Source organism: Streptomyces sp. NPDC037288, from assembly GCF_055603265.1.
Map to the genome: position 1 here is coordinate 23,339 of NZ_JBVJVY010000061.1, position 6,715 is coordinate 30,053.

The following is a 6,715-nucleotide window of genomic DNA, read 5'->3' on the forward strand; positions in this document are numbered from 1 at the left end:
CTGAACGCGGAGTGCGCGGAACGTGCGCCGGTCTCGACCGGGTCCGCCCGTCGCGGTACCCGCTCAACCACATTCCCTACACCCCGTCGACACACGAACATAGTTGAGAGGAAGTCAATTCAGAAGGGGCAGGTTCCGCACAGTGCGCCCCCCGATCGGAGTACGGGTCTCGTACGTCCCGTTTCCTCCCCTTCGATCCGCCTCGCCCGCCCCCGGTGACCTGCCCCCTTTCATCCCGCCCGGACACCGCGCCCGGCCCCGTGCACACCCGGTCGCCCGTCACACAAGTTGCCGGGGCTGTGGACAAACACCTGCGCCGGGTGCGTCATGGGATGGTGAAGGAACGTGCGCGCATTCTGGTTGTCGGCGGCGGCTACGTCGGGATGTACACGGCCCTGCGTCTGCAGCGGAAGCTGAAGGGCGAGCTCAAACGGGGTGAGGCCGAGATCACCGTCGTCACCCCCGACCCCTACATGACGTACCAGCCCTTCCTTCCCGAAGCAGCCGCGGGTTCGATTTCCCCTCGCCATGTCGTCGTACCGCTGCGCCGCGTCCTGCACCGGTGCCACGTCGTCGTCGGCGAGGTCACCTCCATCGACCACGCGGTGCGCACCGCCGCCGTCCACACACTCGCCACCGCCGAGGAGGGCAGGACGGCCGAACTCCTCGGCTACGACGAACTCGTGCTCGCCCCCGGCTCGATCTCCCGCACGCTGCCCATCCCGGGCCTCGCCGAGTACGGCATCGGCTTCAAGACCGTCGAAGAGGCCATCGGCCTGCGCAACCACGTCATCGAGCAGATGGACATCGCCTCCTCCACCCGCGACCCCGCGATCCGCGACGCCGCCCTCACCTTCGTCTTCGTCGGCGGCGGCTACGCGGGCGTGGAGGCGCTCGCCGAGCTGGAGGACATGGCCCGCTACACCGCGCGCTACTACCACAACGTCCGCCCCGAGGACCTGAAGTGGATCCTCGTGGAGGCCTCCGACCGGATCCTGCCCGAGGTCGGCGCCGAGATGGGCCGCTACACCGTCACCCAGCTGCGCCGCCGCAACATCCAGGTGCTCCTCGAAACCCGCCTGGAATCCTGCGCCGACCGCGTCGCCGTCCTCAGCGACGGCCAGCGCTTCCCGACCCGTACGGTCGTGTGGACCGCCGGCGTCAAACCCCACCCGCTGCTCGCCGCCACCGACCTGCCGCTCACCGGGCGCGGCCGGCTGAAGTGCACCGCCCAGCTGACCGTCGACGGCGCGGAACACGCCTGGGGAGCGGGCGACGCGGCGGCCGTACCCGACGTCACCGCCGCCGAACCCGGCACCGAGACCGCGCCGAACGCCCAGCACGCCGTACGCCAGGCCAAGGTCCTCGGCGACAACATCGCCCACGCGCTGCGCGGCGAACCGCTGCAGACGTACGCGCACAAGTACGTCGGCTCCGTCGCCTCCCTCGGCCTGCACAAGGGCGTCGCGCAGTTCTACGGGCGCAAGCTGAAGGGCTACCCTGCCTGGTTGATGCACCGCGTCTACCACCTCAGCAGGGTGCCCACCGTCAACCGCAAGGCCCGCGTCCTGGCGGAATGGACCCTCGCCGGTCTCTTCAAACGGGAGATCGTCTCCCTCGGTTCACTCGAACATCCGCGAGCGGAGTTCGAACTCGCGGCCGGTGGAAAGCCTCCTCACAACCCCTCGGACAACCCGAAGGGGTCGTCCTGACCGGACCCAGGAACTACCCGGCCCGCCCAGGCGTCTGACGGATGTCGCCGCGGCGCCGCCCCTGTCAGACTGCCCCACGTCCGCGGACGGGTCACCCACCCGCCCACAGCACCCACGAGGCTTCTTCCCAAGTGAACTTCACGCGCTGGAGCGCCCGGCTCCCCGGAACGCAGCGCCGCGCCGCCGCGCGGACCGACACCGCGGTCCCCCCGGACCGGTGGGGGGAAGGCTCCGTGCCCGCGGCCCGTGCCGAACAGCCGGCCGACGGCACATCCCCGGTGCCCGCCGTCGACGAACTGCCCGCCCGCGACGTCCTCGACCGCGTCCCGGCCCTCGTCGCGCTCGTGCACGGCCCGGACCACCGCATCGGCTACGTCAACGACGCCTACACGGCGGCCTTCGGCGCACGGCCCACAGGCACACCCGCGCGCGAGGCGCTCCCGGAGCTCGCCGAGCTGGGCCTGCTCCCGCTCCTCGACCAGGTGCTGCGCAGCGGCAAGCCCCGCACCCTGAAGTCCCGCAAGGCCGTCGACGGCCGCTCCTACACCTTCACCTGCACCCCCGTCGCCGAGGACGGCGACCGCGACGGCGGCGTACTCGTGTTCGCCACGGACGTCACCGACCACGCCGAGGCCGCCGAACGCCTGCGCGCCAGCGAGCGCCGCCAGCGCGAGACCGCCGTCACCCTCCAGCGCTCCCTGCTCCCCCAGGAACTGGAACAGCCCGACGACCTGCGCATCGCCGCCACCTACCAGCCCGGCGGCACCGAGGCCGCGGTCGGCGGCGACTGGTACGACGTGATCACCCTCGGCGGCGGCCGCACCGCCCTGGTCATCGGTGACGTCATGGGGCGGGGGGTGCGCGCGGCGGCGGTGATGGGCCAGCTGCGGACGGCCGTCCGGGCGTACGCCCGCCTCGACCTGCCCCCGCACGAGGTGCTCCAGCTCCTCGACGGCCTCGCCGCCGAGATCGACCCCAACCAGATCGCCACCTGCGTCTACGCCGTCCACGACCCCAACGAGGGCCGCCTGGTGTACGCCTCCGCCGGCCACCTGCCGATCCTGGTCCGCGACGAGAACGGCACGGTCTGCCGCGCCGACGAACCCACCGGCCCGCCGCTCGGCACCGGCGGCTGGATGCACTCCTCCGGCTCCATCGCCCTCGGCCCCGGCGCCACCGCGGTCCTGTACACCGACGGCCTGGTCGAGCGCCGCGACGAGGACCTGGACGAGGGCATCGCCGCACTCGAAGGCGCCCTCGCCGGCGCCACCGGCACCCCGCAGGTGGTCTGCGACCGCCTGGTCCGCTCGGCCGGCGTCACCGCCGACCACGACGACGACGTCGCCGTCCTCGTCCTGCAGCACCCCGCCCGTACGGGCCCCGACGGCGACCTCTTCCGCAACGCCGCCCTGGAACTCCTCGGCGGCGTCGAAGCGGCCCCCCGCGCGCGTGCCTTCGCCTCCGGCGTCCTCACCAGCTGGCGCTTCCCCGCCGAACTGCACGACCTCGGCGTCCTCGCCACCAGCGAACTCGTCGCCAACAGCCTCCAGCACGGCACCCCGCCCATGCGCCTGCGTCTGCGCCGCACCGACCGCCGTCTGATCATCGAGGTCACCGACGGCGACGACCACCTGCCCCGGCGCCGCCGCGCCGAACCCGCCGACGAGTCCGGCCGGGGCATCGCCATCGTGGCGACGATCGCCTCCAGCTGGGGCTGCCGCCGCACCCCGGGCGGCGGCAAGGCGGTCTGGTGCGAGTTCGTCCTGCCGAAGGGAAAGCACTGACCGCGGCCACGCCCTCCCGCGCGGCGTCCCCCGCGAGGCGAGCACCGGTGTTACAAGCTGACCCATGGCAGACACACACGGCGGCAGCGAAAGCCCCGAGGCGTACGACACCTGCAGTGCCCCGATCATGGAACCCTTCGTGGCCGAGCTGGTCGACGCCGTGGACCTGGGCCCCGGAGACGTCGTCCTCGACCTCGCCTGCGGTACCGGCTTCGCCGCCCGTGCGGCCGCCGCCCTGGTCGGCCCCACCGGCCGGGTCTGTGGCGCCGACATCGACAAGGGCGTGATCCAGGTCGCCCGGGACCGCCACCCCCGCCTCTACCCGGACATCGACTTCACGGCGGTCCCCGCCGACCACCTCCCGTACGACGACGCCGCCTTCGACGCGGTCCTCTGCCAGCAGGGCGCCCAGTTCTTCCCCGACCTCGGCGCCGCACTCGCCGAGACAGCCCGGGTCACCCGCCCGGGAGGCCGCTTCGGGGCGACCGTCTGGGCCCCCGTCGACCGCCATCCCTACTTCCTCGCCCAGCAGCACGCCATCCAGCGGTACGGCGGCCCGCACACGTCCCACCACTTCGCACGCGCCTTCACCACCACCGCCGAACAGCTCACCACCGCCCTTCACACGGCCGGCTACCGCGACACCGCCCACCGCGAGGTCACCTTCGGCATCACCCTGCCCCCGCTGGACACCTACGCCCACGACCACCTGTCCGCCCTGTGGGGCAGCCTGATCACGAAGGCCGGCGGCGCGGAGGCGCTGACCCGGGCGGCCCGGTCGGTCCGTGACGAGCTCGCCGGCCACACCGCCGCCGACGCCACGGCCACGCTCCCCTTCACCGCGATCCTGGTCACGGCGACCCGCTGACGCCACCGACCGGCATACGGCAACGGCCGCCACCCGAAGGTGACGGCCGTACTCGACCACCGCTCACGCCTCCGCGGCCACCGGCTCCGCAGGCGCACCACCGCGCGCCACCACCCGGGTCTCGCGCGCCGCCCACGGCCGGTCCTGCACGGCGGTGAGCCGCCGCCCGAGCCGCAGCGCCAGGACGGTGATCCCCAGCGAGAACAGCAGGAAGGTCACGATGTACGGCGCGTGCAGCGAGGCGCCCAGGGGCCCGCCCACCGCCGGACCGACGGCCAGGGCCAGCTGCTTGACCAGCGCGAACGCCGAGTTGTACTGCCCGGCCATGCCCTCCGGCGCCAGATCGGCGACCAGCGGCGCGACGGTCGGCGACAGCATCGCCTCACCCAGCCCGAACAGCGCGTACGTCGACACGAAGGCGGCCGTCGCCATCTCCTGGCTGCCGTGCCCCAGCCCCGCGTACCCGGCGGCCAGCCAGGCGACGGCCCAGATGAGACCCACCCCGGCGATCACCCGGGACCGCCGACGCCGCTCCACGAACTTCAGCACGGCGAACTGGGCGACCACGATCATCAGCGTGTTCGCGGCCAGGGCCGTCCCCAGCGCGGAGGTGGATATCCCGGCGGCCTCGACACCGTACGCACTCAGCCCGGACTCGAACTGGCCGTAGCAGGCGAAGAACAGCACGAAGCCCAGCACACACAGCTGCACCATCGCCCGGTTCCCGAGCAACTGCTTCCAGCTGCCCTTCGCCGACCCCGCGGGAACCTCCTCCATCCGCGGCGAGTGCGGCATCCGCACCGTCGCCGTCACGCCGACCAGCAGCAGGAACACCGCCGCCTCGATCGCGAACAGCAGCGTGAACGAGGACACGCGCGTGGTGTCGACGAGATGACCGCCGATGAGGCCGCCTATGCCGAGCCCCAGGTTCTGCAGGAAGAACTGCATCGCGAACGCCCGCGACCGGGTGTCGGCCGAGGAGCAGTCCACGATCATCGTCGCCAGCGCCGGCTGCATCACGGCCTGCCCGGCACCGAGCGCCGCGGCCGACAGCAGGACGGTGGCGGCACTGCCCGCGAAGCCCAGGCTCAGCGCGCCGAGCGCGGCGGTGATCAGGGCGGCGAGCAGGACCGGCAGCGGGCCGCGCCGCACGATCGCCCTGCCGGCGAACGGCAGCACGATCAGCGCGGCCACGGCGAAGACGGCGAGCACGAGTCCCGCCGTCATGGCTCCCAGCCCCCGCACCTGCGCCACATAGACGTACAGGTACGGGACCGTGAAACCGAGCCCGAACGCGCTGAGTGCGTTGCCCACGTGGATCCGGCGCATCGCTGCGCCCATCGCCCTGGTCACGTTCACCTCTCTCACTAGTTAGGTGTGAAGACTTCAAAGCTAAAGTTTGAAGCTAAAGAGTACACACCGAAGGACTTCAAGGCAAAGGCGCTGCGTGCGATACTGCGCCCATGGCCGACACCGCCCCCGACGTCACAGAGCCGACGCTCGAAGAGCAGATCGCCGCCTACCAGCGCGAGTTCCGGGACCTCGACCCCCAGGTCGAGAAGATCGTGTCGGCGCTGTCCCGGCTCAACCGCCGCATGAACGTCGCCTACGGCCGCCAGACCTCCGCCCTCGGCATCAGCAACGCCGAGTGGGAGGTCCTCAAGGCCCTGGTCCTCTCCGGCGCCCCGTACCGCATGGGCCCCGGCGACCTCGCCAAGCGCCTCGGCCTCACCCCGGCCGCGATGACCCACCGGATCGACCGCATGGTCTCCGAGGGACTGGTAACCCGTGAGCGGGACGAATCCAACCGCGTACGGGTCATCGTCGAGCTGACCCCGGAGGGGCGAGAGAAGTGGCTGGAGGCAATGCGCCTGGCGACCGTCTTCGAGGAGGACCTGCTCCAGGACCTCACGCCGGCCGAGCGAGCGGTCCTCGGCGAGGTGCTGACCCGCCTCCTGCGCAGGGTGGAACACGCCCAGCCGGATGCCGGCGGTCGCCTCAGCGACCTCGACTGAGGGTGCAGAAAAGATCTTGACAGGGGCCGGTTGACACGTCCCTCCCCGTTCCGTAAAGTTCTTCGGGTTGCCACGGGGCCGTAACGGTTCCGCAGTAACACCTCAGCCGCCTCGAGCGGCACCACTCACATCATCAGCATGATCTCCCGCACGGGTTGTTTTCGGCATGCCCGAATTCAATTCGACGGGAAGCCCGGTGGCCCGATTGGGAAACGCCGAGCGGATCCGCTAAGGTTTGAGACGTCGGAACGGCCCAACGGCCGGGAAGACAAGCCCGCTGACTGGGAGTCAGACACCGAAAGGGTCTGATAGAGTCGGAACCGCCGGAAAGGGAAA

At 71.6% G+C, this 6,715-nt stretch carries 5 protein-coding genes; 4 read left to right on the plus strand and 1 reads right to left on the minus strand.

From position 1 onward, the window contains the following. Positions 1-332 precede the first annotated feature (332 nt). The 3 genes from ACZ7GZ_RS38115 to ACZ7GZ_RS38125 all read left to right on the plus strand — a co-directional run bounded on the left by ACZ7GZ_RS38115 (position 333) and on the right by ACZ7GZ_RS38125 (position 4,364). The gene (locus ACZ7GZ_RS38115; protein WP_471031714.1) at positions 333-1,712 is read left to right on the plus strand and encodes an NAD(P)/FAD-dependent oxidoreductase; all 1,380 of its coding nucleotides are present in this window, start codon (positions 333-335) and stop codon (positions 1,710-1,712) included. 131 nt (positions 1,713-1,843) lie between these two features. Then, positions 1,844-3,496: an ATP-binding SpoIIE family protein phosphatase gene (locus ACZ7GZ_RS38120; protein WP_471031716.1), complete on the plus strand. Its 1,653-nt coding sequence runs from the start codon at positions 1,844-1,846 to the stop codon at positions 3,494-3,496. Between the two features lie 64 nt (positions 3,497-3,560). Continuing rightward, the gene (locus tag ACZ7GZ_RS38125) at positions 3,561-4,364 is read left to right on the plus strand and encodes a class I SAM-dependent methyltransferase (RefSeq protein ID WP_471031718.1); all 804 of its coding nucleotides are present in this window, start codon (positions 3,561-3,563) and stop codon (positions 4,362-4,364) included. A gap of 63 nt (positions 4,365-4,427) precedes the next feature. Here ACZ7GZ_RS38125 and ACZ7GZ_RS38130 read toward each other — a convergent pair whose 3' ends face one another. Next, complete coding sequence (locus ACZ7GZ_RS38130) at positions 4,428-5,717, minus strand: MDR family MFS transporter (protein ID WP_471031720.1); 1,290 nt, start codon at positions 5,715-5,717, stop codon at positions 4,428-4,430. 110 nt (positions 5,718-5,827) lie between these two features. On the opposite strand from ACZ7GZ_RS38130, the gene ACZ7GZ_RS38135 reads away from it, so the two are divergent. Then, positions 5,828-6,379 carry a MarR family winged helix-turn-helix transcriptional regulator gene (locus tag ACZ7GZ_RS38135; protein WP_471031723.1) on the plus strand — a complete coding sequence of 184 codons (552 nt, stop codon included), beginning with the start codon at positions 5,828-5,830 and terminating at the stop codon, positions 6,377-6,379. The last annotated feature ends 336 nt before the right edge of the window (positions 6,380-6,715 follow it).